The organism is Nocardia sp. NPDC006630, assembly GCF_040611495.1.
In the GTDB taxonomy this organism is placed as follows: Bacteria; Actinomycetota; Actinomycetes; order Mycobacteriales; family Mycobacteriaceae; genus Nocardia.
In genome coordinates, this window is sequence record NZ_JBEXOK010000002.1 from 508,007 (window position 1) to 532,429 (window position 24,423).

General features: G+C 65.5%; 30 protein-coding genes, 1 tRNA gene and 1 pseudogene. 20 read left to right on the plus strand and 12 right to left on the minus strand.

From position 1 onward, the window contains the following. Nucleotides 1–6: 6 nt before the first annotated feature. A complete protein-coding gene (locus tag ABZX86_RS06740) occupies nt 7–996 on the minus strand; it encodes a YafY family protein (protein ID WP_355120757.1) in 990 nt (329 codons plus the stop codon). Nucleotides 997–1,099: 103 nt separating this feature from the next. On the opposite strand from ABZX86_RS06740, the gene ABZX86_RS06745 reads away from it, so the two are divergent. The 5 genes and pseudogenes from ABZX86_RS06745 to ABZX86_RS06765 all read left to right on the plus strand — a co-directional run. Beyond that, the gene (locus tag ABZX86_RS06745) at nt 1,100–1,498 is read left to right on the plus strand and encodes a VOC family protein (RefSeq protein ID WP_355120759.1); all 399 of its coding nucleotides are present in this window, start codon (nt 1,100–1,102) and stop codon (nt 1,496–1,498) included. A 297-nt stretch (nt 1,499–1,795) separates the two neighbouring features. Continuing rightward, nucleotides 1,796–2,134 (plus strand): hypothetical protein, encoded by a 339-nt coding sequence (locus ABZX86_RS06750; protein ID WP_355120761.1) that lies wholly within the window; start codon nt 1,796–1,798, stop codon nt 2,132–2,134. A gap of 110 nt (nt 2,135–2,244) precedes the next feature. Then, nucleotides 2,245–2,469 (plus strand): hypothetical protein, encoded by a 225-nt coding sequence (locus ABZX86_RS06755; protein ID WP_355120763.1) that lies wholly within the window; start codon nt 2,245–2,247, stop codon nt 2,467–2,469. 501 nt (nt 2,470–2,970) lie between these two features. Continuing rightward, nucleotides 2,971–3,183, plus strand: a complete 213-nt coding sequence (locus ABZX86_RS06760; protein ID WP_355120764.1) for a hypothetical protein — start codon at nt 2,971–2,973, stop codon at nt 3,181–3,183. 288 nt (nt 3,184–3,471) lie between these two features. Then, nucleotides 3,472–3,666: pseudogene (locus tag ABZX86_RS06765) on the plus strand (hypothetical protein); the annotation flags it as partial. Between the two features lie 308 nt (nt 3,667–3,974). On the opposite strand, the gene ABZX86_RS06770 reads toward ABZX86_RS06765, so the two are convergent. Then, nucleotides 3,975–4,754: an enoyl-CoA hydratase gene (locus ABZX86_RS06770; protein WP_355120766.1), complete on the minus strand. Its 780-nt coding sequence runs from the start codon at nt 4,752–4,754 to the stop codon at nt 3,975–3,977. Between the two features lie 137 nt (nt 4,755–4,891). Then, nucleotides 4,892–5,137, minus strand: coding sequence for a hypothetical protein (locus tag ABZX86_RS06775; protein WP_355120768.1), 246 nt, complete (start codon nt 5,135–5,137; stop codon nt 4,892–4,894). Nucleotides 5,138–5,358: 221 nt separating this feature from the next. On the opposite strand from ABZX86_RS06775, the gene ABZX86_RS06780 reads away from it, so the two are divergent. Further along, entirely contained in the window at nt 5,359–6,366 is a 1,008-nt protein-coding gene (locus ABZX86_RS06780; protein ID WP_355120770.1) for a hypothetical protein, read from the plus strand. A gap of 227 nt (nt 6,367–6,593) precedes the next feature. On the opposite strand, the gene ABZX86_RS06785 is transcribed toward ABZX86_RS06780, so the two are convergent. Then, nucleotides 6,594–7,496 (minus strand): MerR family transcriptional regulator, encoded by a 903-nt coding sequence (locus ABZX86_RS06785; protein WP_355120772.1) that lies wholly within the window; start codon nt 7,494–7,496, stop codon nt 6,594–6,596. Between the two features lie 45 nt (nt 7,497–7,541). Between ABZX86_RS06785 and ABZX86_RS06790 the strand changes: the two genes are divergently transcribed. Further along, the gene (locus tag ABZX86_RS06790; RefSeq protein WP_355120774.1) at nt 7,542–8,786 is read left to right on the plus strand and encodes a hypothetical protein; all 1,245 of its coding nucleotides are present in this window, start codon (nt 7,542–7,544) and stop codon (nt 8,784–8,786) included. A gap of 132 nt (nt 8,787–8,918) precedes the next feature. On the opposite strand, the gene ABZX86_RS06795 is transcribed toward ABZX86_RS06790, so the two are convergent. The 4 genes from ABZX86_RS06795 to ABZX86_RS06810 all read right to left on the minus strand — a co-directional run bounded on the left by ABZX86_RS06795 (nt 8,919) and on the right by ABZX86_RS06810 (nt 10,520). After that, on the minus strand, nt 8,919–9,527 hold the full coding sequence (locus tag ABZX86_RS06795) for a MerR family transcriptional regulator (protein WP_355120776.1): 609 nt from the start codon (nt 9,525–9,527) through the stop codon (nt 8,919–8,921). A gap of 17 nt (nt 9,528–9,544) precedes the next feature. Further along, a complete protein-coding gene (locus ABZX86_RS06800; protein WP_355120778.1) occupies nt 9,545–10,015 on the minus strand; it encodes a nuclear transport factor 2 family protein in 471 nt (156 codons plus the stop codon). A 65-nt stretch (nt 10,016–10,080) separates the two neighbouring features. Further along, nucleotides 10,081–10,296 (minus strand): hypothetical protein, encoded by a 216-nt coding sequence (locus ABZX86_RS06805; protein ID WP_355120780.1) that lies wholly within the window; start codon nt 10,294–10,296, stop codon nt 10,081–10,083. Continuing rightward, a complete protein-coding gene (locus ABZX86_RS06810) occupies nt 10,293–10,520 on the minus strand; it encodes a hypothetical protein (protein WP_355120782.1) in 228 nt (75 codons plus the stop codon). Before ABZX86_RS06810 ends, ABZX86_RS06805 begins: the two co-directional genes overlap by 4 nt. A gap of 196 nt (nt 10,521–10,716) precedes the next feature. Between ABZX86_RS06810 and ABZX86_RS06815 the strand changes: the two genes are divergently transcribed. After that, the gene (locus ABZX86_RS06815) at nt 10,717–11,616 is read left to right on the plus strand and encodes a helix-turn-helix transcriptional regulator (RefSeq protein ID WP_355120784.1); all 900 of its coding nucleotides are present in this window, start codon (nt 10,717–10,719) and stop codon (nt 11,614–11,616) included. Continuing rightward, the gene (locus ABZX86_RS06820; RefSeq protein ID WP_355120786.1) at nt 11,613–11,807 is read left to right on the plus strand and encodes a DUF397 domain-containing protein; all 195 of its coding nucleotides are present in this window, start codon (nt 11,613–11,615) and stop codon (nt 11,805–11,807) included. Before ABZX86_RS06815 ends, ABZX86_RS06820 begins: the two co-directional genes overlap by 4 nt. A gap of 512 nt (nt 11,808–12,319) precedes the next feature. On the opposite strand, the gene ABZX86_RS06825 is transcribed toward ABZX86_RS06820, so the two are convergent. Then, nucleotides 12,320–12,958 carry a hypothetical protein gene (locus tag ABZX86_RS06825; RefSeq protein WP_355120788.1) on the minus strand — a complete coding sequence of 213 codons (639 nt, stop codon included), beginning with the start codon at nt 12,956–12,958 and terminating at the stop codon, nt 12,320–12,322. Nucleotides 12,959–13,289: 331 nt separating this feature from the next. Between ABZX86_RS06825 and ABZX86_RS06830 the strand changes: the two genes are divergently transcribed. From ABZX86_RS06830 to ABZX86_RS06865, 8 genes are all read left to right on the plus strand, one after another. Then, a complete protein-coding gene (locus ABZX86_RS06830; protein WP_355120790.1) occupies nt 13,290–14,399 on the plus strand; it encodes a hypothetical protein in 1,110 nt (369 codons plus the stop codon). A gap of 10 nt (nt 14,400–14,409) precedes the next feature. After that, on the plus strand, nt 14,410–15,231 hold the full coding sequence (locus ABZX86_RS06835; RefSeq protein ID WP_355120792.1) for a hypothetical protein: 822 nt from the start codon (nt 14,410–14,412) through the stop codon (nt 15,229–15,231). Nucleotides 15,232–15,234: 3 nt separating this feature from the next. Beyond that, complete coding sequence (locus tag ABZX86_RS06840) at nt 15,235–16,095, plus strand: hypothetical protein (RefSeq protein ID WP_355120794.1); 861 nt, start codon at nt 15,235–15,237, stop codon at nt 16,093–16,095. Next, complete coding sequence (locus ABZX86_RS06845; protein ID WP_355120796.1) at nt 16,092–16,721, plus strand: hypothetical protein; 630 nt, start codon at nt 16,092–16,094, stop codon at nt 16,719–16,721. Before ABZX86_RS06840 ends, ABZX86_RS06845 begins: the two co-directional genes overlap by 4 nt. A gap of 17 nt (nt 16,722–16,738) precedes the next feature. After that, nucleotides 16,739–18,418 carry a cutinase family protein gene (locus ABZX86_RS06850; RefSeq protein ID WP_355120798.1) on the plus strand — a complete coding sequence of 560 codons (1,680 nt, stop codon included), beginning with the start codon at nt 16,739–16,741 and terminating at the stop codon, nt 18,416–18,418. Continuing rightward, the gene (locus ABZX86_RS06855) at nt 18,415–19,245 is read left to right on the plus strand and encodes a hypothetical protein (RefSeq protein WP_355120800.1); all 831 of its coding nucleotides are present in this window, start codon (nt 18,415–18,417) and stop codon (nt 19,243–19,245) included. The genes ABZX86_RS06850 and ABZX86_RS06855 overlap by 4 nt, the downstream gene beginning before the upstream one ends. Nucleotides 19,246–19,356: 111 nt before the next feature. Then, nucleotides 19,357–19,428, plus strand: a tRNA-Gly gene (locus ABZX86_RS06860). Between the two features lie 186 nt (nt 19,429–19,614). Then, a complete protein-coding gene (locus tag ABZX86_RS06865; RefSeq protein ID WP_327146498.1) occupies nt 19,615–19,914 on the plus strand; it encodes a hypothetical protein in 300 nt (99 codons plus the stop codon). A 94-nt stretch (nt 19,915–20,008) separates the two neighbouring features. On the opposite strand, the gene ABZX86_RS06870 is transcribed toward ABZX86_RS06865, so the two are convergent. Then, nucleotides 20,009–20,542: a GtrA family protein gene (locus ABZX86_RS06870; protein ID WP_355120802.1), complete on the minus strand. Its 534-nt coding sequence runs from the start codon at nt 20,540–20,542 to the stop codon at nt 20,009–20,011. A 429-nt stretch (nt 20,543–20,971) separates the two neighbouring features. On the opposite strand from ABZX86_RS06870, the gene ABZX86_RS06875 reads away from it, so the two are divergent. Next, nucleotides 20,972–21,412 carry a VOC family protein gene (locus tag ABZX86_RS06875; RefSeq protein ID WP_355120804.1) on the plus strand — a complete coding sequence of 147 codons (441 nt, stop codon included), beginning with the start codon at nt 20,972–20,974 and terminating at the stop codon, nt 21,410–21,412. A gap of 33 nt (nt 21,413–21,445) precedes the next feature. On the opposite strand, the gene ABZX86_RS06880 is transcribed toward ABZX86_RS06875, so the two are convergent. After that, on the minus strand, nt 21,446–22,111 hold the full coding sequence (locus ABZX86_RS06880) for an epimerase (protein ID WP_355120805.1): 666 nt from the start codon (nt 22,109–22,111) through the stop codon (nt 21,446–21,448). Between the two features lie 214 nt (nt 22,112–22,325). Here ABZX86_RS06880 and ABZX86_RS06885 point away from each other — a divergent pair, with 214 nt between their 5' ends. Together ABZX86_RS06885 and ABZX86_RS06890 are read left to right on the plus strand one after the other, a co-directional pair. After that, complete coding sequence (locus tag ABZX86_RS06885) at nt 22,326–23,153, plus strand: hypothetical protein (RefSeq protein ID WP_355120807.1); 828 nt, start codon at nt 22,326–22,328, stop codon at nt 23,151–23,153. A gap of 145 nt (nt 23,154–23,298) precedes the next feature. After that, on the plus strand, nt 23,299–23,751 hold the full coding sequence (locus tag ABZX86_RS06890) for a hypothetical protein (RefSeq protein ID WP_355120809.1): 453 nt from the start codon (nt 23,299–23,301) through the stop codon (nt 23,749–23,751). Between the two features lie 89 nt (nt 23,752–23,840). Here ABZX86_RS06890 and ABZX86_RS06895 read toward each other — a convergent pair whose 3' ends face one another. After that, complete coding sequence (locus tag ABZX86_RS06895; protein ID WP_355120811.1) at nt 23,841–24,398, minus strand: DUF4262 domain-containing protein; 558 nt, start codon at nt 24,396–24,398, stop codon at nt 23,841–23,843. Nucleotides 24,399–24,423 lie beyond the last annotated feature (25 nt).

Here is a 24,423-nt window from a genome sequence, read left to right on the forward strand (position 1 = left end):
GTGGGTCTACCCGGGGGTTTGATATCGGCCGTCGGCAGCTGCGGTAAGTCGGCGAGCCAGGGCGCGTACGGCGTCATTGAGGGCATCGGGGCGTTCGATGATGAACGGGCGGTTCAGGCCGGCGAGCAGGGGAGGAATCCAGTCGAGTTGTTCGGCTCGGATTCGGACCCGGACCCACGGGCGGGCCTCGGGTGCGGAGTCGATTTCGTGCACCGTCGCGATCGTCGCGGGGAGCAGCGGGCGGACTTGGGCGAGCGTGCCCTGAACTCTGATCGATACGTCGTACCGGTAGGGCGCCGTGGCAAGTGCGGACAGCAGATGCGCGGCCGGGGTGAATCCGGCTGGTGGGGTGAATGTCCCGGGCAGCGTGGTCACTGCTGTGATGCGGTCCAGCCGGAACGGGCGTAGTTCGTTGCTATCGCTGTCCTTCCCGGTCAGGTACCACCGGCCGGAATGCGCGACGAGCCCGTAGGGGTAGACGGTCCGCTCGCTGGACCGCCCACCGCGGTCGGTGTATCCGATCGTGACCGGTTGGCGTTCGCGGGTGGCCTCGGCGAGCCGGAGCAGGACAGTGGTCTCGACGGCGGTTTCCGGGCTCTGGTCGGCGGTGAATTCGACGGTGTTGATCAGTGCGTCCAGCCGGGCCGTCAGATGGGTGGGCAGGACGCGACGGAGTTTGGCCGTGGCGCTGGCGGCGGCGTCGACGGCCGTTGCCGAGGAGCCGGTGCCGGTGGTGAGCAGGCCGAGTAATACGGCCACCGCCTCGTCGTCGGTCAGCATCAGCGGGGGCATTCGGTACCCGGGTGCGAGCCGGTACCCCCCGTAGCGGCCACGCACCGATCGAACGGGGATATCCAGATCGGTGAGATGGTCGACGTATCGCCGGACGGTGCGTTCATCGACTCCGAGCCGTCCGGCGAGTTCGCCGACGGTATGGGTGCCGCCGGTCTGCAGCAGTTCGAGTAGAGCCAGCACTCGGGCGGTGGGTCGCGTCATCGGGAAATTCTCGCATCTATACCGGGCGGAAACTGTCCGGTATTGACTCTACGGTGGCAGACATAGGCGGAACCACCGCCTCATCCGACAGAAAGGGCACACAGTGAAGCTCGTCTCGATTCGCCTGATCACTGACAACATTCAACGACTGGTCGGCTTCTATGAGCAGGTGACCGGTGTCGAAGCAACCTGGGCCACACCCGATTTCGCCGAAATCGGCACACCGGCAGGCACACTCGCGATCGGAAGCACCCGCACCGTGGCGCTGTTCGGGGCGGGCAGCGCGCGTCCGGCCGACAATCACACCGCGATCATCGAATTCCTGGTCCCCGACGTCGATGCGGATTACGACAGGTTGCGGGCTACCGTCGGCGATTTCGTCAACGAACCGACGACCATGCCGTGGGGCAACCGTTCGCTGCTGTTTCGCGATCCCGACGGCAACCTGATCAATCTCTTCACCCCGGTCACCGCGCAGGCCATCGCAAAATTCGCCGGTTGACCACGTCGGTCGAAACACAAGTTCTCACCGGCGAAGGTGACACGGAGGGCGCGGTCGAAATCGCGCACATAGCAACCTAACCCGACTGGAACTCGTGCACGGACACACCGCATAGTGTGAGGCATCGACCGATACGGCCGCCGCGCTACGGCACGAGGGTCGGCTGGTCTGCGGCCCACAGCCACGACCCAGCCCGTCGACGTCATCGGTCGCGCCCGAGATCGATATTTTTCCATCAGCCCTGATGGTGAGATCGTCTGGGAAGCAAGCTTTTCCAGCACTGCCGAGAGGAAATCGATGACAGAGTCGTTGCCAACAAAGGCCGTCGTCCGCGTCGGGCGAGTGACCTTCGATCCGAGCCTGTACGACGCGGTCGTCGCTGCGGACAAGAAGACGTCGGAGTACCTGATCCCGGCAATCCTGGCGCTGCCGGGCCTTCTGCACTGGTATGCGGGCGTCTCCCCCGAAGGCTCGCTCTCCCAGGTCAGCATTTGGGACTCCGAAGAGCATGCGGCGCAAATGGACGAGCTGAAGGAGATGAGGGTCAGGGCGCGTGACGACCTCAGAGCAGTAGGCGTGATCTTCACCGCAGAGACCGCGAAGTACGCCAACTACCCGATCACCTGGACCATCTGACCGAGAACCGACGGTGAACGTCGGAGGAAGAAAATCACTTTGAGCCGCAGCCGGTGGGGGACAGCACGCTTCTGGTGAACGGATAAGCCACCTGCGGCATACTGCTGCAAGTGTCCGAGACGTCCGACCCATGGGTGGTCGTGCTCACCCGCATCGGAGAAGACGGCTGGATCCAGAACGACGCCCGGGAATGGCTGCGCCAGCAGGGTATCGACTGGAATCCGTTCACCGTCGAGGAAGCACGATTCGACACCTACTGCACCCGCGACGCGAGCACTGTCGCGCGGACTTACTCGGTGCGAGAAAGCGCACTGCGCCGACTGGGGCTGGCCTGACCGGTTTCCTCGGCCGCCGGCCTACGCCATTCCGAGTACCGTCGGCAGTTCCAAACAGCCTGACATGCGGCGTGATCGGATATTCGGCGACAGTATTGCCGGTCGAGGTCTGGGCTCACTCGGTTGACGATCGGCTGATCGACTACGGAACCCGTTGCGACATGGACGGTTACGGCTGGGGAGTCCGCTGGCAGGTGCTATCCGGGCGCGAGACTCCAACTCGATTCCGCCGGGGCTCGGACCTGGTCGGCATTCCGTAGCGCAGCATCGCCCGGCGCACCAACGACGCGCATGGACGGTGTTGCGGCCGTCATACACGCGTGCCGCTGTCTTCCAGCCACGCAATAGCGTTCAAGATCACCGGCCCGATCTCTCGAGCCGTGGAAAACACGCGAGGTTCAAAATCAACTGAACTCGCCCTGTCATCGTGCAACCTATTGGTTAATGATCGGTCGATAGCACGCCAGTGCCGGTCGCGGTACCAGCAAAGGATCTACAGTCATGCGGAAATTACTGGGTGTAGCCCCCACTGGTGGCGCGATCGCCACAGACACCGTCGTCGGGACCGGCACCGCGAGCGCCACGCCCGCGCCGCCCGCACCCCTGTGCTCGATTGTGGGCTACCCTCTGGCGATCGTGGTCGAGCTGACCGGTGGTACGAGCAGCCCGGTAATTCCGGTGGCACAGGCGTTCACCGATTCGGTTTGCCGCTGATCCGCACAATGCGGAATTTCGCACAACCCCATCCCCATCGGGCAGGCAGCTGCCGGGTGACACCAACTGAAAGGGAATGCCGTGAAGCGTTCGTTGACCGTCCTCGCGGGGTTGGCCCTCATTCTGAGCGCCGCGGCGTGTTCGAATGACTCGTCGACCTCTCCGTCGCCCAGTAGCACGACGGTGAAGGCCGGCACGACCACAGCCGTCTCGGCCACGGCAGCCCCGGCCCCGGGGACCTCGGTCCAGCCGCAGCCGAACAACAACCCGCAGCCGAACAACAACCCGGGACCGCGCGGGGCCGACGGCTCCACCGGTAATGGTCTGAGCGCCGAGTACTGCGCGAAGAATCAGGACCCGGGCTGCCCGCTCGGCAGCTACGTCGGCCCCAACGCCATCCAGAATCCCAACGGCGACGGCACCTGGGTTCCGTGCGAGGGCACGATCTGCACCAACCCCAACAACGGCGCGGGCCCGGACAACAACCCACCCGCCGAGACCACCGCACCGGTTGTCGTCCCCACGACCACGTCCCCGCAGAACTCGGCTCAGGTAGACGGCGCACCTTGCGAAGGCGACGGTCACTGGGTTCACCTCGACGGTGGCAACGCCGGACACTACGGCACCGAATGGCTTTGCCAGCACTGACATTCGAATAGTCCGGCACCCCACCGGCGTTCGGCAGCGCTCGCAAATCCGAATCAGAGTCGGCCGAAATCAATGCGAGGCGATCAATGCCTCACGTTCGAATTCATACCGGTTCAATTCGCGGAGAGAGCTTGGGCGTTGGCTCAATGCAGCTGAGCCCGCCCCCGGTCGATGACCGCGCGTGCGTCCTTGGCGATGTCGCGCGCGGCGTCACCGGCCAGCCAATCCGCGCCGGTCGCGGCTTCGATCTGGGCCTGAGGGGCGAGTACGTGGTCTTGAACCCGGCGGTAGGAGCCGAGGAGCGTGGTGACCGCTGTCTGATTGTTGGACGCGATATCCAGGGCGAGCCGGCGTGCGGTGGGGAGCAGTTCGTCGTGCGGCACGACCTCGGTGACCAGGCCGTGCGAGAGGGCGGTGTGGGCATCGATGAAGTTGCCCGACAAGCTCATTCGGCGCGCGAACCCGAACCCGACGGCTTCCGGCAGGCGGGCGGTCAGGCCCCACAGCGGCATGACGCCGACGCGGGCATGCGTGTCGGCGAATCGCGCCCGGTCCGAGGCGATGAGGATGTCGCAAGCCAATGCGAGCTCGAGGCCGCCGGTCACAGCGGCTCCGTTGACCGCGCCGATGATCGGCTTGCTGATCGGCGTCCACGGGTGCCCGGCCGGGGCATCACCGGCGCCACCTTCCCCTCCACCCATGTTGTCCCAACCGCCTTCGGCGCCTATCACTCGAAGATCGACTCCTGCGCAGAACGCCGGATCAGCACCGGTGAGGATCACAACGGCAACATCTGGGTCGGAGTCAGCCGCGGCGATCTGAGTCTGCAACTCCTCAATCAACTGCGGCGACAATGCATTTCGCGATTCGGGCCGACTGAGCGTCAAGGTCAGGACGAAGTCGTTCTTATCGACGAGGAGCATCGCTGGATGCTAAGTGAGTGGCCGCGACGGGTCAATAGACCAACACGATCTCGCCGATGCTCATACAATCCCCTGCGCCCGCACATAGACCAGATCAGGCCCGGTTTCGGCCGGGCCCTTCTGTAGTCCCGCCTGGATCAGTGTGCGGAGAGGCTGCTGAGTACGCCGCCGGCGTAGCCGCCGCCGAAGGCGCTGCCGAGGGCGGCGGCGGTGCTTCCGGTGTCGACCGAGCCGGTGCCGATGGCATTGCCCAGGTCCGCGGCCGAGCCGGGGGTGATGTCGACGTTCTGGGCGGTGAGCGGAATCCCTTCTGCGGCAGCCGTGCCCATGGCACCACCGAGAAGGGCGAAGGCGGCGGCGCCGACGAGAATGGTTCGTTTCATGAAGTTGTCCTCAAATCTGTTTGCCGAGGCAGATGCGGTGTTCTGCCGCTCTGCCGGTGAGAGCATATGAAATAATCCCGGTTCAGATGATCGTTTTGGAAGACCCTGGTTGCGTGGGCCCAGCGGGCGCCCCGGTGGCGCCCGGCGGATCGGGACCCGCAACCTCTCTGCGGAGCGCATAATGACGCGACAGTGTTGCACCGCTTGGCCGGAGAGTCCGCATGAATGCAGAATCCCATGGACGTTTGTCAGCAATTCTTGCCATTTCGACAGTGTTACTAGCGTTTACAGCCGGATGCTCGGCGAATAACTCGACTACCAAGCCATCAGCTACCTCATCGAGCAGTCCGCCCGCGGCGGCTGCGACCTCGACCAATCCAGCCTCGGCGACCAGTGCTACTGCGCCGCAGGTGACGTCGGGGATACTTACGCAGATATTCGTCGGCACCGGATCCGTGGGGCATATGAACTATGGATTCATCGATCCCGGCTCCGGAAAGTATTCGCAAGTCGCCTCTTTCGATGTCTCCGCGTGCTCGAATACCTGCGATTCCGGAAATGTTCTCTCGGCGTCACCGGATCTCAAGAGATTCGCGTTCACCAAGAAGGTCGACGGGCATGACAGTGCTGGATGGATAGATGCCGGTGGGACATTCACCAATGTGACGCCCGCGGCCGCGCTCGGGCCATTCGGGGGTACGCAGCCGGATTTCGAATCCATCGGGTTCGATGGCGCGGGCAACTTCTATTACCGGCAGCCCGCGACACCGGTGGACAACTACTACGAGATACCGGCTGGGTCGACGAGTAATCCGCAGGCCGTGGGGCACGGACACCTCGGCGGTCCCTACCTCAACTATGACGGGACCATCGTGTTCCCCACCGCTGACTGCGGAACACTGATCTGGCTGGGTGGCCCTACCAAAGTGATAGATGCCAAGGACACTCAGGTATATCGGTCCGACGTCGTCAAGGATCCGGCGACCAATTGCTTCACCGCGAGCAACAGGACGCCACTGCTGCCCACCACGAATACAGCTGGTATATCGAACCCCGTGAGCAATCACGACGGCACTCAGATTGCCTTCAAGTACCTCGATACCCAGGGCACCGGCCAAACCTCCGTCTATGTCATCACGGTGGACGGCAGTAGTCCGCCGAAGAAGGTCGACCTGCCGACCATCACCAACGCGCAGCTCTCGAGCATGACCCTGATGAAGTGGCTGTAACCCACCACATCTCCCCCACCTTCGACCGAATCCTCCCTTCGCACACGTGAAATGACATCGACCAGGAACTGGTGGCGGCAAACGCCGAGTAGGCACCGCCACCAGTTCCTGGTCGATATTCACACGGCGGAAGGGATGACTCCCGGACGGCCCGCGCGCGGGCGGGTTCCCCAGCTGCAAACAACCGAAACCGTTGCAGCATAGGTGTGGAATTCCGGAGAGGAGAGCTATCGGTGGGCACGCAGGGCTGCTGACAGCCAGGCGAAGGCGGGGACCGCGCGCGGGGCGGGCTGGTACCCGTTGATCACGGTCAGCAGCTCCCAGTATCGCTCTACCTTCGGTTCGGACACGGTGTCGAGCCAGGCCACCAGGCCGACGGTGTCGGGTTCGGGAAGATCCGCGGGAACTATTCGCGCCAGGATCGCCTCGGCCGCAGGAGAATCCGGAGCGACGCCGGCGGCAACCGCCGGACCCGCGTGTTCGAGGATCAGGGGGCGGATGGTCAGGCCGAATTCGATGCGGTTGTCGGTGGCGCCGGAGAGGACCATTCGACGAAGGGTGTGCTGGAGGGATGTGTCGGATACCAAGTCGCCCAACTCGATCCAGGCGTCGACCTGTTCGGGGGACGGATCGTCGGGGAGTTCGGGTGGTATTTCGCGCATGAGATCGGCTATGGCCGTGCTGTCTTCGTCGGTGACACCCTCGAAGGCTCGGGCGACAAACTCGTCGATGATCTGCTGGCGTTCTCGCGCCGAGAGTGTGGCTAGTTTGTGCATCAATGTCAGTTCCTCGGTGGTGGATTCGCGGTCGGCGACGGTGCGGAGGACGGCGCACTGGAGGCGGAGGGTGCGGATTTCCGCCTCCAGTGCTCGGACGTGGGTTGCGGCTACGTCGGAGAGGGTGAGCTGGTTGTCCAGGATCTGACGGACGGTCTCCAGGCCGAGGCCCAGTTCGCGGAGGGTGCGGATCAGGTCGAGGCGGCTTGCGGCTGCTGCGTCGTACAGGCGGTAGCCCGCCGGGGATCGGGTTGCGGGGGTGAGGACGCCGGTGTCGGACCAGAAGCGGATGGTGCGGACCGGGAGGCCGGTGCGCTGGGCCAGTTCGCCGATCGTGTGGAGGTCGTCGGTCATGGCAATACGCTGCACCTTCCACCCACTGGAGACGCAAGTGGTTAAGTGACCGATGTGTTCGATAGGCGGGTCTTCGCGGGGGCTGTGGGGCTGATTGCCGGGCTCGGGTTGCTGACTGCCGCCACGCCGATCACGATCAGTCCGCAGGTGCGGCTGACCTTGCCGGGGCTCACTGGGCGGTATCGGGTGGGCACGGTGGATCTGCATCTGGTGGATGCGCGGCCGGATCCGTGGCAGCCGAGCGAGCAGCGGGAGCTGATGGTTACCGTGACCTACCCCGCGCAGGGCGGCGGGGAACTCGCCGACTGGATGTCGCCGCGGGCGGCGAGCGTATTCGATCAGAGCGTGCCCGATCCGGCCTTTCTGGATATGCCTGCGGGCGTGGTCGATTGGAGCGGAACCAAGCGGCCTGCTGTGGTGTCGGTGGCGGTGGATCGCACACAACGGTGGCCGGTGGTGTTGTTCTCGCACGGCCTCGGCATGATGCGGGAGCTCGGTTCGGTGCTCACCGATGATCTGGCCGGTCACGGCTATATCGTTGTCTCCCTGTCACATCCGCATGATTCAGCGGCAATCGAGTTCCCCGGTGGGCGGGTCGTCACCGGCAGCGCCGAGTCGAGCGTGGAATTCCTGCAGCGGACGATGGCTGCCCGCATTGCCGATACCCGGTTCGTGCTGGACGAACTGACGCGCTTGGACCGGGGCGACAACCCTGATGCCGGGAAACACCCGCTGCCCACGGGTCTGGTTGGAGCGCTGGATCTTTCGGCGATAGGCATGTTCGGACACTCACTGGGCGGATGCACAACCGCGGAGAGCATGTACTACGACCGGCGTATCGGCGCCGGGATCAACTTCGACGGCGCGATGTCGCCGGGTAAGACCGGGGAGAGCGTGCAGCACGGGTTGGATCGGCCGCTACTGCTGGTGGGCTCCGACTTCGTGTACCCGGCAACGGGTGACACGCTCGAGCATTCCCATATGAGCACCGATATCGATCCGTCGTGGATGGAGTTCTGGACAAATCAGCGGGCGTGGAAACGCGATCTGCACTTCGACGGCGCCGCGCACAATGGATTCACCGACCTGCAGGTCGTGGTTCCGCAGCTCGCACAGGTGCTGAAGCGGGGTGCACAGCAGCGGGAGATCGGGCGGATCGATCCCGAGCAGTCGGTCATCGCCCAACGTGCCTATGTCGCAGCGTTTTTCGATCTGCACCTGAAGCACGGCGACGGCCGCCTGTTCGACGAAGGCAATCCGGGCTACCCGAATACGAGATTCATTCCTTGAGGATCGCCGGTCGGCCTTTTCGTGCACTATCGACGCGGATTCGGTGGGAAACCGCCATTTGAGGCCGGGTAGTGCACGATTGGGCCGGTTGCTCACGTGAAATCAGCGGAGTGGCAGAGCAAAGCCTCCCGCTTACCCCTCCGCGGGTCCGAGGTCGATGCCAGGCGGAATCATTCGAGTGCGCCTGGCCCCCAACCGCTCCCGGTCCGCCGGAGTCATTGCGGCGAAGGCATCCTCGCGGCGTTTCAACAGTGCCGCAAACTCTTCCGCGCTCAAACTCCGCGCGAATTCCTCACGCTGCCGGATCAGGCGGGCGAATTCCTCCTGGGTCAGTGGCTGATTCATGGTGATGGTCTCCTCTATCAGTCGTAAGAACTCCGAGGTCGACGGCTCTACCGTTCGATCGAGGCCGTCGAGCACCTCGAGCAGGCGGTGTCGCAGGGCGTCGGCTCGGGCGATGCGATCTTCGACCAGCGTCAGCTGTTGCCGGATCAGGTCGCGGGGGTCCTGGTCGGGGTCGGCGTGCAGGAGGGCCGCGATGTCCTCGAGCGGAAATCCGAAGCCCCGCAAGGCGACAATGCGGTGCAGGCGGCGCACGTCGGACTCGGTGTAGCTGCGATGGCCGCCGGAGGTGCGCGAGGAGGGCGCCAGCAGACCGAGCTGGTCGTAGTGGTGCAGGGCCCGGACCGTGACGCCGGTTGCGCGGGCCAGATCTCCTACGCGCCATACCTGTTCGGCCACTGTGCACTCCTGTCGAATCAGCGGGTTGCCAGCATTGCGGCCACACCCGTGCCGCTGCGCCAGGTGTTGTGCAGCGCCATTTCGGTCAGTCGCCACCCGCTGCCGGTGCGCGTCGCACGGACATCGAATACGCCGCCGGCGAGGAAATGGGTCTCCAGGGAGTGAGAATCGGACTCCTCCGGAGACCAGAGATGCATGGCGGTCAGGTTGGCGCGCATTCTTGCTGTGCCACCGTCGATTTCGACAAGATGATCGCCGGTGACGTGATGTGTCGCCCGAAAGCGGGCGAAACTCGTGGACTGGCTTTCGAGGATGTTGTCGTGTCCGACAACAGCGGCCCCATTGGGACGGACGATCCGGCCGTCGGCCGCGAAAGTCGTGGTCACCACGGTGCGATCGAGCCGCTTATCGTCAACCGCCGCCAAGTAGCCGCTCAGCAACTCGACGATCTCCGTGCGATCGGACAGTCTCTGCAGGTCAGTGCTCATCTACTGCTCCTCGTCTCGATGTGCACCACCCACGCTAAAACCTAACGCTACGTCAGCTTCAAGGGTCAGCGGGATTTTGTTATCAGGGCGGCTCGGCCACGAGGGGTGATGCGGTAGCGGCCGCGGGGGCGGCTGGGCATGATGAGGCCTCGGGATTCCAGTTGGGACAGCGCATTTCGAGTGCGGGCGGCGGTCAGACGGGCGGCCTGCTGGACCTGGGCGGAGGTGAGCGGGAGGTTGGGGCGGAGCACGGCGAGGACTGCCAATTCTGCGGGGGTCACGGGGTCGGCTCCAGGTGGAGGCGGGTGAAGTGGGGCGCGCGGTGACGGCCGGTGGGGTGATCGGGAGCGAGGGGGACGTCGAGGTGACCGCCGCCTATGAGGTGCAGGCGTAGGGAGTCGACTTCCGCCGGATGGAGTTCGCGGTAGTAGCCCCAGCCGGACCAGACGATGACGGTGCTGCACAACACGATGATCGACAGCAGCGCCCAGATGTCCCAGGTCATTTCGGTCCACCTTTCATCAGAAGTTCGGTACGGGAATCGAATTCAGTACCGAGCAGTAGGTCGCAAGTTCTCACTTACACTCGGTATACAACTGTGATCCCGCAGAACTTCTGATGAAAGGTATCGAAGGGAATCCGCTGGAAGTCCAGCACGGACCGCTTCACGAAACGCTTCCCCAGATAGCGAGGCTAACGAAATGGTCGGATCCACTATCCCGCGTAGAGCATTCGGTCGCTTTCTTCGCTCCATCCGAGAACAAGCTGGCGCCACCCTATTGACTGCCGGATTGGAGATAGATACGTCGAAGCAAACCATCCTCCGACTCGAGGACGGTCTGCCGACCAAAGTGTCTACGCCACAGTTGAAGTCGCTACTCGACATGTACAGCGTCACCCCTGCGGTTCGAGCGGAGGTGCTCTTGCTGTGGGAAGAACTCAAGCAACAAGCCAAAGTCGCCAAGCTGCAAGGAGTCTCGACAGGATGGTGGCAGGCGTACTCCCGCCAGTACGCCCCGTACTTCAATCACTACCTGCGACTCGAAGCAGTGGCCGACCACCTGACATCGCATCAGCTCGTGTTCATACCCGGCATACTCCAGACGCCCGCATATCGCCGCAGCCTCATCGAGACCGCACTCCCCAACCTGCCCGAAATCGATGTGTCGAGTCGGCTCGAACTGGCCGCCCGGCGGCAGGAGCGGCTGGCCGACAATACTTTTCGAGTGGATGCACTCCTGTCGGAGGCGGTGCTACGCCATCGAATCGGAGGGCCTGCGGTTACGCGGGAGCAATTGCAGCGCCTGCAAGAGGCTGGAGCACAGGACAACATCTCGATCAGGGTCGTGCCGTTCAACGCGGGCACACACTCCGGATACTCGGTCGACTCATTCAGCATGCTCGAATTCCCTCCCCTTGCCAGCCGTTTGGTTGAGCCTCCGGTTGTCTATGTCGAAGGGTCCGAGGGAGCGCTTTACCTCGAGCATGCCGAGGTGATCGCCCGGTTCAGGCAAGCGGTTGTATCCATGAAGCGGGTAGCGTTGAGCGAGAACGACACCCGCGATCTGGTGTCGAGCATCGCGAAGGAGTACGCGCCATGATCAACGATCCCTCCGACGCCCAGTGGTTCAAATCCTCCAAGTCCCCCAGTGCCAATGAGTGCGTCGAAATCGCATTCCTCGGGGCGAACACAGTTGGGGTGCGTGATTCCAAGAACCCGAGCGGGCCGGTGCTCGTGTTCCCCGGCGAGCAGTGGGATCGCTTCCTGGCCAGCGAAATCTGGAATCACTGAACAGGCTGCACCAACAGGACGAATACCGCGCCGAGCCTGAAACAGGCTCGGCCCCAGTCACTATCCGGTCGGGAACCCGGTGGCAAGATTGATTGTCGACACGGATCGCCAGTACGTTCAGCCTGTCTCGGCAGGCCCCGAGCCGGGCCAAACCTGCCCGCTCCGAGATCGCGCAGCCCGCGTCGGAATCGCACAACCCCCACACCTGCTGCGTAGTGCGGAGACACGCTGCGCGATAGCCCGTTCCGGCTCCGAACAACCCGCGCCAGGACCTTTACAACCTGCCCAGGACCACACAGGCGTGAACGTCAGTTCCCGCACACTCCGGGCCTGCACGATGCGTATCGCCGCATCCGGCCTGCCGATGAACTGAAGGTCGCGGCCTCGGGTGCGGCGGCCATTCCGCCGGACACCCGCCACATTCTGTGCAGCGCAGAGACAGATTGACGGGGCCGGACCCGGGTTGGAATCGGGGGCGGCGATCGGTCCCATTGCCGGTCTGGGGCTGACAGCTACTTCGGGGCTTCCAGTTTCACCATGTCGGTGGGGAAGGCTGCTGGGGATTGGTTTCTGTTGGTTTTGGAGTTGAGGTCGGGGAGTTGGAAGCGCCAGTCGTCGGCGGACCAGACGACGGTCAGGAGGGTAGCCAGGATGCTGTTGTCGGAGAGGGTGCTGTAGACGGTGAGGTCGGTGCGCGCGGCGGTGTAGGTGTTGATTTTGTAGCCGGCGATGTGGGCGGTGGTGGCGGGATTCGCGGGGGCGGTGATCGAGATCTGGGCGCGGGCCAGGACCCAGGAGTCCTTGGCGGGGCCGGGCATGAGGGATTCGGCCGCTATGTCCGGCCACGCGCCGTCGGGGGCCAGGGTGAGACGAACGTTCTGATTGATGGCAGCGAGGGCCGCGCCCTGCGGAGTGTGGGAGTAGCCCGAGGCGGCGGGGCTCTGCCTGGTGGGTCCGTCGTGCGCGCCGATCGGTAGCTGGAAGCCCTGGTATGCCTCCCAATGGATATCGACGGGCGGGCGCGCCGGATCGGGGGGCGCGATGGTGGTCGTCGAGGGAGACGAGCTGAGGCCGCTGCCGCACGCGGTGAGTGTCAGGGCTGCCACGAGAGCGAGCAGCGATAGCGAAAAGTGTGCTGCAGGTAGACGCATGGAGCTTCCTTCCGAGAACCGGCGGACGCACGAGAGATAGTGCGGCACACGGTTCTTGCGGGGCGGAAGTGATCTTACGGTGCGCATGCGCACAGCAGCGGAATTCGTTCCGACTGATTTATACAAGAATTCGTCCCGACTGACCCGTATCAGGTTGTGAGCGGCACGGTTACGGGTAGGATCGACCCAGCAACATGATCATCGCACGGTGGTGGGGTTTCGTCATGGGTCAGCTGCGGTTCATGCGGCCGGAAGCGCGGAAAGCGCTGGTCGGCAGGGGGTTTCGGGTGGGTGGCCCCGCTACCGACCGTTCTGATGAGGGGAATGGGCAATGAATTCCAGACGCACTTCGCTCGCATTGTCGGTATTGCCGATAATGCTGGTGGCCAGCCAGGGAGTGGCTTCGGCCTCGCCCGGACAGCCGGGGCTGGCAGTGCCCGGCGAAGGTCAGCCGGGGTTGAGCACCACCCCGCAGCCTCCCGCCGCATCCGCGCCCAGCCCTGCGGATTTCATTCCGGATCCGCCTGCCCCGCCCGCCCGGCCGCGTCCGAAACAGCAGACCCAGCCGCCGGCCAATACGCTGGTACAGCCCGAGGCGTCGCCCGATGTTTCGGTGCAGCCGGAAGATTCGTCGCCGCAAGAAGCAAATAATCCAGCACCCGCAGTGGTGCCGGTAGATCCACATTTGCTCCGGGTCGGCTCCAATGCCGTCCAACTGCCTGGTTTCGTCGATGAAAAGACGCGAGACAAGGCACAGTCCTACGTCGACTACGCGGAGTGGCAGGTTGCCGCCACTTACGACCGCCTGGGTTTTCCGACAGACCAGTCGGATCGATTGGCCGCGTCGAGCTTTACCGGAGCCGGTATCGGCTTGGCCGCAGGCGGATTGGCAACCGTGGCTTTGGTGCCAGTCGGTTGTGCAGTCGGAGCTGTTGTCGGAGGCGTTGCAGGCGGACTTATCGGCGGCGTGCCGACAGCTGGAATCGGTGCTCCTGCGGGAGCCCTGGTCGGCGGCGTGACCGGATGTCTGGCAGGCGCTGCGATCGTCGGCGTTCCTGCGGTCGGCATCACCGGAACGCTGGCCGCAATAGTCGGTGGCGCACTGGGCGGAGGCAATGCGAACCAGCCCGCACCGCCCGCTCCCGCGCCTCTCATCGATCAGCCTGTGGCAGCTCCGGTTTCAGCCCCAGCTCCCGCACCGATCATCCCCGCCGTCGCGCCGATCGTTGCCCCGCAACCCATCGCGGAGGCTGCCGCACCGGTCGTCCAGCAGGTCAACACCGTTGTCGACCAGACAGTCAAACAGGTCAATCAGGCGGTCGATCAGGTCAATCAGCAGGTCGGCGCCACCGTCGACTCGCTGCGTTCCGCGGTCGCGCAGATGCCTCCACTAACCCCCGAATCCTTCCTGGCGGCGCTAGCGCCAGCTCCAGGTGCCTGACGGAAAAGACATGGGTGACGCCGTGATCGAACAGGAAGACCTCACGGCGCAACGCCCCGCTATGCCCGCGTTGCCGCCGACGAATCCGGGCCGCCATCGTGCGGACGAGCCGGATCCCACCCCCGCCTGGGCGCAGTGGCTCGATGAGGACCACACGCCCGACAGCGAGGCCACCACCCGAATTCGGCGGGTCACGTCCGCGGAAGCCGATCTGCTGTCGGATGATCCGATGGCCCCGCTGGTGCTCGCGGCCCGGGAACGCGCGGCGCAGACGCGGCGGCGGCGCGAGATACGCGAACGCGCGGCGCTGGCCGCCATCGTGGCGGCGGTGCTCGCCGTGATCGCGGGGATCGTCTGGGTGAAGGTCACGCCCGGAAACGATTCCGCACCGCAGGCCGCACCCGCGCCGACACTCGTTCCGGCAACCGCGAATCCGAACCAGCCCGCCAGCCCGGGCGCCTGGTGCCAGGCCGTCGAATCCGCCGATCGGGTGAGTGGTTCCAGCTCAGGCAATCTCAACACCGCGCCCGGTGTCATCATGCATCTGGAATACGCCTGGTATGTGCTGCGTGATGCCACCGTCGTGCGCAGCCTGCTCACCCCCGATGCCAAGGCCGCACCGGAACAGGCCACCCGGGACGCGATTTCGGCGGTCCCGGCCGGAACCCAGCACTGCGTCACCATCTCCCGGCTGCCCGCCGATCACTGGGATGTGAATATCGACGAGCGCCGCCCGGACGGCACCAAGAACACCTGGCAGCAGACCTTCACCACCACGACCGGCGGCGACGGCCGGGTGCTGATCAGCTCGATCATTTCGTCAGGCGGGTGAGCGATGGTCGATATCGACGATCTCATCCGGCGCGTGACCGAACCGCCCGCCCCGGAGCCAGGGCCGCGCACCCCCACCGGATCGCCGACCGATCCGGTCCCCCTGCACGGCGGACAGGGCCGCCTGCTGCGGGCCGTGCTGCCGTCGGTGCTGGTGCTGGGCGGGTCCGGATCGTCGGGATCGTCGACCACCGCACTGGGATTGGCCGCCGCGGCGGCCGTGGACGGTGAGGGTGAGATCTGGCCGGTAGCGGTGGACGCCACGCTCGGCGGCGGCGATCTCGGGCTGCGCGGCTGTGATGCCATGCCGGCGGTGAGCACCGTCCAGAACTGGCTCTCCGCCGAGCATCCCGAACTGCCCTCCACCGTCGGCGCGTGCTCGGGTCAGACCACCACGGGGGTGCGGGTGCTGAGCCGCAGCCCGGATCCGCTGCCGCGCCGGGAAACTCTGGTATCGGTCGCGCGGCATCTCGAAACCGCCGGACTGCTGGCCGTTTTCGATGCGGGCGCACCGGTGACCAGCCGGCTCGCCGCTCCCCTGCTGTCGGATCCGCGCGTGGGACTGGTGATCACCGTCGCCGCGCGGCCGGATGCGATCAATCGGCTGCAACCCTCGCTGAGCTGGCTGGACGAGCACTTCAGCGAATTCGTCGTCGGCGATGCCGTGATCGTGCTGACCGAACAGGTTCCGGACTCCGGCGCGGCCATCCTCGAGCATGTCAGCGCCCATCTCGGCTCGTGGGTGCGCGCGGTCATGCTGGTGCCCTTCGATATTCACCTCGCCGGGGGCGGGCTAATCTCGTGGCACCGGCTCGCGGCCGAGACCCGCGACGCCTACCTCACGCTCCTCGGGGAGCTGCGATGACCACCCTGAGCCTGCCGCCGGTGCCCATGTGGCATCGCGCCGTGCCGAATCGGCCCGATCGGCCGCCGCTGCTGTGGCTGGTCGGCGTGCACGGCGGCGCGGGCGTGAGCAGTCTGGCCGCCAGCATGAGCTGGGCCGGTGATGCCGGGCAGCGCTGGCCCGCGCGCATCGGCTTCGGCGCGGATATGGATTCGCCGCTGGTAGTCCTGGTGGCCCGCACCCATATGCACGGGCTGAACACCCTGCATCGCGCGCTCGTCTCGCACGAGCAGCAGGCCACCCCGGCGGGCAGTGAACTCGTCGGGATCATCACCGTCGCCGATTCCGCACGGCCGCTGCCCATGCCCGCCGAAGAGCGCCGGCACGACGCCGAGAACCTCGCGCACGAACTCGGCGCGCAGACCTGGCGGCTGGGCTGGCTGGAACAGTGGCGCGCCCTCGAACCGCACGATATGGCCGCGTGGATACCCGACGTCAACAGCTCCCCGCTGGACGACGGCGACCCCACACGCACACCGCCTCAACCGGTTCGGCTGCTGGCCGAGCAGATCCTCACGTCGGCCCGTACGGCCGGCGCACGGATCACCGCCCGCGCGCACCCAGGCGCGCAGAACCCGAGTCCATGATCTGAACGAGGTGCGGCGTGGTCCGGAAACTGCTGCTCATCACTACGAGCGTCTGCCTGTTCACGGCAGCGACCCTCGGTGTGGCCGACGCGGGCCCACCCGATACGAGCCTGGCCATCGACACCTGCCCGGCGCTGTACGCGCTCGGCATCCAGGGCACGGGTGAATCCTCGCCCGATGCGGCCGTCACCACCGACACCGGAATGCTGTCGACGGTGTTCCGGCCCATGATGTCCGAGGCCAGCGATGCCGGGCTGGTGGACCGGGCCTATGTGCCCTATGAGGCGTCCTTCGGCGGGGCCGTCTCCACCGATAAGACGACGTACTCGAAATCCATCGGCGACGGTCTGAGCACCCTGCGGTCCATGGCGAAACAGGTCGCCGATCGCTGCCCCAATACCCGGCTGGCTATCGCCGGGTATTCGCAAGGCGCACATGTGGCCTCACTGTTCGCGCAGGAGGTCGCCGGGGGCACGGGCGTGGTGACGGCCGATCGGATCGCCGCGGTCGCGCTGTTCGGTGATCCGACGCGTGCCGCCGGGGCGTCGATGTTCCCCGGCAAACCCGGGCAGAAGCAGCCCGATGCCGCGCCGGGCACCAATGGTGAAGCGGTGGCGAAACTTCCGCCGCCGCCGCAGTCCGACCAGCCTCCCGCCGGATCGGGGATGGGGACCGCGATCAGCAACAGCTCCATTAGTACGATCTCCAGCACGCTCACCACCGATGGCGGCACGGGTGCGGGCACCGCCAATTTCGGCAGCCTCAGCGGGCGGGTCGCGAGCTTCTGCGCCGACGGGGATCTCGCCTGCGACGCACCGGCCAATGCGCCGCTGCTGCGGGCAGTCGCCAATATCGCAGGGCAGGTGGAGATTTCGGGCGGTGACCCGATCGCCTCACTGAAATCCATTGCGGAGGCGCTGGCCTACACCTCCATCAAGACCGTCACCAATGTGGTGAACAACGATATCTCCGGGACCTCGCTCACCGATCTGTCGATCCAGCCGCAGAAGTCGCTGTCGCAGCGGATCGCCGAGGCATCGGATCCGAACAATGCGGTCGATCTGCCGGGAGCCATGCAGGCGCTGGTCAAGGTCGGCACCATTGCCTTCAATTCCGTGGTGGCCGTGGCGAAGAGCGTGCTCACCGCGACCAATATCGCCGAGATCGCGGCCGCGGGGCTGGCGAATCCCATTGCCGGACTCGCGGTGCTCGGCACCAAATTGGTTGGCGCGGTGGCCGATCTGGTGCCGCCGACCACCATCAGCAATCTGACCACGTCGGCGTTCACCGCGCTGGTGCAGAACGTCACCGACAACAAGGATCTGCTGGACGTCACCACCTGGGTGCGGTACTGGAACACCGCGGCCAAGCATGACTACACACATGCGCAGGGCGGCGGATTCGGCGACAGTCCAACACAATTCGTCGGAACGTGGTTCGCGGCGCTGGCGCACGATCTGTCCGGGGTGGCGGCGCCGGGGGCCACGCCGCGCGGCGGCAGTGACAAGCCCAGTTCCGGATTCGATTTCGCGCCCTCCAGCACGGTCGCCACCACGGCGCCGAACGGGGGCCAATTCCCGCTCGGCGGAGGCGATTCCGGCGCGCCGACCACCAGTGGTGACGCACCGCTGATCACCTCGGTTCCCACCAGCGCCGCGCCACTCATTCCGAACCTCTCACCGCAGGGGACGCCATGACCACCTACGACACCTCGACCGGACGCACCGACGGACCACTGGGGCCGGCCGAAGACGAAGACGAGCACACCGGCAACTGGGCGGACTGGATCGCCAGCGCGCCCGCGCCGGAACCTGCCCGGTACGAAGAGGATTCGGGCTACGACGACTACTACGACGATGACGAGCCGGAGGGTTACGAACCCGCCCTGCGGCCGCATCTGGGGGCACGGCATCGGCGCGCGATGCTGCCGTCCAAACCGCGGCCCCGGGCGTATCCCGCCTGGGCTGCACCACTATTGGGGGTGCTGGCGGTCCTCGTGGTGACCGCCGCCGTGGCCGTGCAGATCGCCAAGGTGAGTCCGGCCGACGACAAGCGGCCGATGCCGACTGTCGCCGCTCCCCCGGTGGCGCCCACCTCGTCGTCGGCCGCGCCTGCGGCAGCCGATAATCCGGCGCTGTGCCCGAACGAGATGAACGGCACCACCGTGCGCGGCAATGGTCCCGGCAGTACTCGCACCGCACCCGATGTCATCCTGGCGCTGCAGAATCGCTACTACGTGGAACGCAACGGTCAACGGGTGCACGAGATGTTCGCGCCCGATGCCACCGCGCCCTCGGTGGCCGATATCCAGGCGGGCATCGACTCGATTCCGGCCGGGACCACCTACTGCGTGCAGATCATGCCCGGGCCGTTCGCGGGGCAGCAGATCATGGTGGTCAGCGAGACGCATCCGGACAGCTCGCGCAAGGTCTGGCCACCGCAATTGGTGCTGACATCCACCACCGGGGATCGCACGCTCGTCTCGTCGATCGTGCCCCTGCCGGAGAACGCCACACCGCGTTAGAACCGCGGTTCGGAGCACGGGAAAGGGGGCGGTTTGGTGGATGGGCAGCGCGTCGGCTAATGTCTTTTCTCGCACGCCGGACAGCGCCGCAAGGCTCCGAAGGACGCGCAAGCGGATGTAGCGCAGTGGTAGCGCATCACCTTGCCAAGGTGAGGGTCGCGAGTTCGAATCTCGTCATCCGCTCAACACGAACCAAGGTTCGTATCTCCCGGGACGCATGTTCTGTATGCTCCACTTCGATGATCTCACTCGCCGATAGTGCGAAGATTCCTCGTATACCAGACGAAAGTCCCTCCCGCGCAGCAGATCTCAGGAACATTCCCGCGCATGTCGCCCGGTTTTCGGGGTAACGTTATGCGGGTGACTCCCATGCTCAGCGCCTTCCACGACACTGTGCTCGTTCATCTGAGCAGTCCCGTGCTGGCTCAGATCAGCAATCCGACGCCCGAGACACCGCCGGTGGCCGACAAGCTCATGAAGCTCGTGCGGTATTTCACCTGGTTCGTGCTGCTCTCCGGCGTTATGGGCATCACCTACGCGGGCGGTCGCTTCGCCTGGGAGAAGTGGTCCGGCAGCGGGCTCGCCTCGCCGAAGATGGTTGCGGGCGCCATGATCGGCGGCATTATCGCCACCAGTGCCGGCACCATCATGAACGCAGCCATCGGCTGAGTCTCTGACCCTTGCCGCGAAAGCTGTCCAACTGTCATCGGCTGGAACAGCTTTCGCGCAATACTGGCGCGCCATGTCAGAAGACAGCGCCATGTCAGAAGACGAAGCCGCGCAGCGCCAGGAAGCGCAGGCCGCCGACCACCGCCATGACGGCGATCATGGCGGTCGCCTGTGCGATCTCGCCCAGGCCCGGGGCCCAGAACTCCAGACCGGCCAGCGCTGCCGTACTGATCAGCAGGCCGATCATGGCCAGCGCGCCGCCCTCCCACTGTGCGCTGAACCAGCCGACGCGTCCGGCCGCGTGGAAGGTCAGCCGGCGGTGCAGCTCGTTCGCGATCATCGTGCTGACGATCGAGCCCGCGATATTGGCGACCATCGGGCCGATTCCGTTCATGGCCATGAACAGCAGGACATAGGCGATATTGCTGGAACCGCCGACCAGGGCGAAGCGGATCAGCTGCGCGAAGGCGTGATCGCCGCGCAGATACTGCGAGACGCGGGCCAGGCGGGCGAGCCACTGCGCGCGCAGCACCGGGCCGGGACCGACCGTCAGGTCGATGCCGGAGAGGATCGACTTGTCTCCGAAGGCGTTCCCCATTCCGGGGGCTGCGATTGCTGTGGTGTTCACATGGATACTGTCGCCAGAGCGGCTTACACCGACCTGACGCCGAACTGACACGGCGCTGGCGCGGGTCTGACCGGGGGTGCAAGGGCGGGAAGGCATCGCCTTCACGCGCGGTCGGCGGTGCTGGCGGATCCTCGGTCGGTGGCGCGGCGGATCCTCGATCAGTAGCGCGGCGAACTCCCGATCGGCGGCGCGGCGAATCCCTCGTCGGTGGCGCGGCGAATCCCTTGTCGGCCGCGCGGCGAATCCCTCGTCGGCGGCACCGCGCAGCAGCGATCGTGCGCGCCCGGCGCAGGTTCGCTACGGCTGGCGAACGTGACGTGTCCGATTCGTTCAAGACTTATGTCGGCGCGGAAGCGACGCTGGACCGGGCGTATCCGGTTCGATGAGCAGGGTCTATCGGCGGCGGTTGAGGATGTGGAGGAGGTCGGTATGAAGGTGAATATCGTGGCTGTGACGCTGGGCGTGCGGGATGTGGATCGCTCGTTGCGGTTCTATCGGGAGGGGCTCGGGTTGAGCTCGGAGGGGATCATCGGCACCGAGTATGTGCGCGACGAGGACAATCCCGGGGGTGCGGTCGCCATGTTCACGCTCGACAGTGGGCTGATTCTGTCGCTGTATTCGCGTGATGATTTGGCGCAGGACGCCGGGGTCGCTGTCGAACGGGTCGCTGGTTCACCGATGAGCCTGGGGTACTTCGTGGACAGTCGCGAGGAGGTGGACAGCACCCTTCAGCGCGCTCTCGAGGCGGGAGGCACCGTGGTGCGGGCGCCGCTCGAGCGACCGTGGGGGATTTATGCCGGGTACTTCGGCGACCCCGACGGGCATCTGTGGGAGGTGGTCTATTTCCTGCCGGGCAGTCAGCCGGGCTGATCGACTCTCTGCCCCAAGGCCGGTCTCTTCCCGCTAGGACTTAGCTCGTGCGTTGATCTCCCGGGGCTTTAGCACATGCGTGTCCGCCCCGGAGGCCGCGACGGCGATCATGGCTCGGCCGATCTCCCGATTGTCGTTGACCGCGTTCGGCGCCAGTCGCTTGAACAGTGGGATCAGCGGTCCGGTGATCGCGTACGCGACGCGATAGAGCGGGGTCTTGGAGATGACGCCGTCCATCGGCTGTACGAATCCGGGCCGGAACATGTACGCCTGGAAGGGAAGTGCGAGCAGATCGTTCTCGGTCTTTCCCTTGACCCGGCCCCACATGGAGCGACCCTGCTCGGTACTGTCGGTGCCCTGCCCGGAGACGTAGATGAACACCAGCTTCGGGTTCACGGCCGCCAGTGTGCGACCGACCTTCAGGGTCAGGTCGTAGGTGATCCGGCGATAGTCCGCCTCTTTCATGCCGACGGACGAGACGCCGAGGCAGAAGAAGCACGCGTCGAACTCCGGCAGCTCGCCGGCGATCGCGGAGAGATCGGTCGGATCGGGCTGGACCAGCTCGCGCAGCTTGGGATTCTCGATCCCCAGCGAGCTGCGCCCGACGGCGAGCACCTGCTCCACCCGCTCGTCCCGGAGGCACTCATTGAGTACCCCCTGCCCGATCATGCCGGTCGCGCCGAAAAGGATTACCTTCATGCCAGGCATCTTGCCTCAGCGGCAAGAGGATTGAGGGGATCTGCCGATCGCGAGGTTCGCTGTCAGGACCTTGGGCGCGCTCGCTCCCGCAACCGAGAAGGCGCACTCTTCGGTAACGCGTCCGGGGTAAGATCGACTGGCAGCGTGGCCATCGCAGGTTCGGGTCCGCACCCTAGAGGCTCGACGGTGGTTCGCCAGATCGAGGGATGCGCCGATGTCCGACCTGCGCACGTACGCAGCCTTGACCGCAGTGCCCGCACTTCTCGCGTTCGGATCCGGCACGGCCGCAGCACAATCCGCGGACCTCCCCCGGCCTGCGACGAGTCTGCTCGAAATACCCACCGCAGCAGCGGATCCCAACTCCCCGCCTCCCGCACCCGTGGCCGTCCAACTACCGCAGGGCCTCGACCCCCAGCTCCGCGACCAGGCCCAGAGCTATCTAGACGGTGTGCAGCAACAGATCACCACCGCCTACAACAACATTGGCTTCCCCCAAAGCGAATCCGACCGCCGCAGCACCTCCACCACGGCGGGAGGAGTCCTCGGCGCCCTCATCGGCAAGGTTGCCGTCTTCCCACTCGAGATCGTGGGTTGCGGAGTCGGCGCAGCGGTGGGCGCCGTCGCCGGTGCCGCCATCGGCGCCCTCCCGACCGTGGGTGCGGGCGCCCCCGTCGGCGCGGCGGTCGGCGGCGTATCCGGCTGCCTGCTCGGCGGTCTGGCAGTCGCCATTCCTGTAGACATTGCCGGTCTCGTCGGCGGCGCAGTCATCGGCGGACTCGCCGGTAGCGCATTGGGCTCCGGGACCGACCCAGCCCCGGCCGCCGCACCCATCCCCGACGCGAACACCCAAGCCTCCCAGTCCAATCCGCCGGCACCCGCCGCCATCACAACGGCGGTCGACGCCGTCGCGGCCGGCACCAAGCCCGCAGTCACCTCCCTGCGAACCGCGATCGCCGCAATGTCCCCACTCACCCCCGGCGCACTCGGCCCACTCACCCAACCCGCCAACGACCTTCTCGCAGCGGTACAGGCAGCAATCTGAGCGAATCCACGGCCGCATTGGCATGCTGAATACGGAGGCACGAACACCCTCATCCTGCGCTGACCGAATCGGCTACAACGGGCGGGCGAAGCGCAGGAGGCATAACGGCACACCCGTCGGCGGCTCACTCCTGCCCGGCGCGCTGATGGGCATCATGCAGGATTCCCCGGAGTTCACCGCGGCCATCAACCGCTACCTCACCCCCGACGGCAAGCAGAAGATCGCCCAGGCCACGAACGACTGCACTCCGCAGAACATCTTGTCCAACATCGGTTTCGACGTGAACCAGTACCTCACCGAACCCCTGAGCAGCCTCATCTCCAATATCGACACCCTCGTCTCCACCTACTGCGCCGCCGGCACCCCCGTCACCTACCGCCGAGAACAAATCGCCATGCCCGGCTCCGGTCACACCGGCGAATGGTTCCTCGGCGCCCCAGGCGCCCTCGCCTGGCTCCAACAGCAAGCCGAAGACCCTGCAGCCCACCCGAATTGCGACACACAGACCGTCCCCGCCACAGTCCTCGACCCTGCAGCCATGAACGCCCTCACCGCAGGCATCCTCACCGGCCCCGCCCGCACATTCCTCGGCCTCTGACCTCACTCAGGGCTGTCGGCTTCAACTCGACGTCGGTGTGCACCGAAATGCCGATGTGCGTGTGCCTGCGGCAATCGGCATAGTCTGCTCTACTGATCCCGCTTGCTCGACGCCATCCACTCATCGCGATAGACCGTCCATACGCTCTGGGGATGCTTGTCCGGCGCCAACTCCAGCCGTGGCTGTATCTGCTCGAACTCGGGAGCGCATCCGGCATCACCCGGGAACCGGTGCTCTCGATCCGGCCAGACACACTGCAGCACCGGCCATTCCGAGGCGGAGCGGTAGTAGCGAATCGCGGTACCGAAGAACGGCCTGCGCCAGGACGCGGCTATCGGGCGCAACGTCACCTGGTAGTCGTTGTTCAGCAGGTCGTCGAGCCGTCGGCCTGCTTCGAGTCGCGCACCGCCGACGACCTGGTCACCGGCGAGGTTGAGCATGGCCATGGCATTGTCCGGCGGAATCCCGAACATGGCGACCTCGGGCACTCGATAGCTGTGCCACAAGCCCACGGTGAACGCCCAGGGCCCATTGGATTCACTTGCGGGGATGCCGATCACGCCCCAGCCACGCATGCCGACGTTGTCGACCAACCGCTGTTCGGCGGGGTGCATCTCGGCGCGATCACCGTAGTCATGGCAGATCACACACCGACAATCCGAGCTACTCACA

What these genes read in the sequence shown, in the direction of transcription:
- ABZX86_RS06780 (WP_355120770.1), top strand. Translation starts at nt 5,359, where the DNA reads ATGAATGCAGAATCCCATGGACGTTTGTCAGCAATTCTTGCCATTTCG.
- ABZX86_RS06885 (WP_355120807.1), top strand. Translation starts at nt 22,326, where the DNA reads ATGTCCGACCTGCGCACGTACGCAGCCTTGACCGCAGTGCCCGCACTT.
- ABZX86_RS06880 (WP_355120805.1), bottom strand. Translation starts at nt 22,111, where the DNA reads ATGAAGGTAATCCTTTTCGGCGCGACCGGCATGATCGGGCAGGGGGTA.
- ABZX86_RS06830 (WP_355120790.1), top strand. Translation starts at nt 13,290, where the DNA reads ATGAATTCCAGACGCACTTCGCTCGCATTGTCGGTATTGCCGATAATG.
- ABZX86_RS06800 (WP_355120778.1), bottom strand. Translation starts at nt 10,015, where the DNA reads ATGAGCACTGACCTGCAGAGACTGTCCGATCGCACGGAGATCGTCGAG.
- ABZX86_RS06845 (WP_355120796.1), top strand. Translation starts at nt 16,092, where the DNA reads ATGACCACCCTGAGCCTGCCGCCGGTGCCCATGTGGCATCGCGCCGTG.
- ABZX86_RS06890 (WP_355120809.1), top strand. Translation starts at nt 23,299, where the DNA reads ATGGGCATCATGCAGGATTCCCCGGAGTTCACCGCGGCCATCAACCGC.
- ABZX86_RS06825 (WP_355120788.1), bottom strand. Translation starts at nt 12,958, where the DNA reads ATGCGTCTACCTGCAGCACACTTTTCGCTATCGCTGCTCGCTCTCGTG.
- ABZX86_RS06865 (WP_327146498.1), top strand. Translation starts at nt 19,615, where the DNA reads ATGCTCAGCGCCTTCCACGACACTGTGCTCGTTCATCTGAGCAGTCCC.
- ABZX86_RS06820 (WP_355120786.1), top strand. Translation starts at nt 11,613, where the DNA reads ATGATCAACGATCCCTCCGACGCCCAGTGGTTCAAATCCTCCAAGTCC.
- ABZX86_RS06740 (WP_355120757.1), bottom strand. Translation starts at nt 996, where the DNA reads ATGACGCGACCCACCGCCCGAGTGCTGGCTCTACTCGAACTGCTGCAG.
- ABZX86_RS06815 (WP_355120784.1), top strand. Translation starts at nt 10,717, where the DNA reads ATGGTCGGATCCACTATCCCGCGTAGAGCATTCGGTCGCTTTCTTCGC.
- ABZX86_RS06770 (WP_355120766.1), bottom strand. Translation starts at nt 4,754, where the DNA reads ATGCTCCTCGTCGATAAGAACGACTTCGTCCTGACCTTGACGCTCAGT.
- ABZX86_RS06760 (WP_355120764.1), top strand. Translation starts at nt 2,971, where the DNA reads ATGCGGAAATTACTGGGTGTAGCCCCCACTGGTGGCGCGATCGCCACA.
- ABZX86_RS06875 (WP_355120804.1), top strand. Translation starts at nt 20,972, where the DNA reads ATGAAGGTGAATATCGTGGCTGTGACGCTGGGCGTGCGGGATGTGGAT.
- ABZX86_RS06810 (WP_355120782.1), bottom strand. Translation starts at nt 10,520, where the DNA reads ATGACCTGGGACATCTGGGCGCTGCTGTCGATCATCGTGTTGTGCAGC.
- ABZX86_RS06750 (WP_355120761.1), top strand. Translation starts at nt 1,796, where the DNA reads ATGACAGAGTCGTTGCCAACAAAGGCCGTCGTCCGCGTCGGGCGAGTG.
- ABZX86_RS06840 (WP_355120794.1), top strand. Translation starts at nt 15,235, where the DNA reads ATGGTCGATATCGACGATCTCATCCGGCGCGTGACCGAACCGCCCGCC.
- ABZX86_RS06775 (WP_355120768.1), bottom strand. Translation starts at nt 5,137, where the DNA reads ATGAAACGAACCATTCTCGTCGGCGCCGCCGCCTTCGCCCTTCTCGGT.
- ABZX86_RS06785 (WP_355120772.1), bottom strand. Translation starts at nt 7,496, where the DNA reads ATGACCGACGACCTCCACACGATCGGCGAACTGGCCCAGCGCACCGGC.
- ABZX86_RS06855 (WP_355120800.1), top strand. Translation starts at nt 18,415, where the DNA reads ATGACCACCTACGACACCTCGACCGGACGCACCGACGGACCACTGGGG.
- ABZX86_RS06835 (WP_355120792.1), top strand. Translation starts at nt 14,410, where the DNA reads ATGGGTGACGCCGTGATCGAACAGGAAGACCTCACGGCGCAACGCCCC.